1 protein-coding gene is annotated in these 633 nt (G+C 71.8%); it reads left to right on the top strand.

The genetic code is table 11. The annotated features are described in order from the left end of the window. Positions 1–162 precede the first annotated feature (162 nt). Positions 163–633: cation:proton antiporter domain-containing protein (locus AC1D01_RS37710; RefSeq protein WP_477875069.1), on the top strand; the 471-nt coding region annotated here is incomplete at its 3' end.

Raw genomic sequence — 633 nt, 5'->3', positions numbered from 1 at the left:
CGCGGCCGAGCTGCAGGCGCCGCATGCCGACATCGTGCAGCACCTGGGCAGCTACCCGAACTGGCCGGAGCTGGCCGGGCTGGACGACGATTTCGACTGCGAGGTGCCCGAATCGGCGCGCCCGACGGATGCGGCCGAAGCCGCTGTGGCGGAAAGCGCCTGATGGAACACGGCAGCTGGTTGACAGGCGGGCTGGTGTACCTGGCCGCCGCGGTGATCGCGGTGCCGGTGGCGAAGAAGCTGGGGCTGGGCTCGATCATCGGCTACCTGGCCGCGGGCATCCTGATCGGGCCCTGGGGCCTGCGGCTGGTGACCGATCCGCRGGACATGCTGCATTTCGCCGAGTTCGGCGTGGTGCTGATGCTGTTCCTGGTCGGGCTGGAGCTGGAGCCGAAGCGGCTGTGGGCGCTGCGCAAGCCGATCTTCGGCTGGGGCAGCGTGCAGCTGTTCGGCTCGGCGGCGCTGCTGCTCGGCGCGGCGGTCGCGGCCGGCGTGCCGTGGCAGCTGGCGCTGGTGGGCGGGCTGGGCCTCGCGATGTCGTCGACGGCAATCGGGCTGGGCGTGCTGGGCGAGCGCAACCTGATGGCGACGACCTCGGGGCAGAGCCTGCTGAGCGTGGCGCTGCTGCAGCAG

The organism is Rhizobacter sp. P3_B12, assembly GCF_056402895.1.
This window is presented reverse-complemented; position numbering and strand designations above follow the sequence as displayed.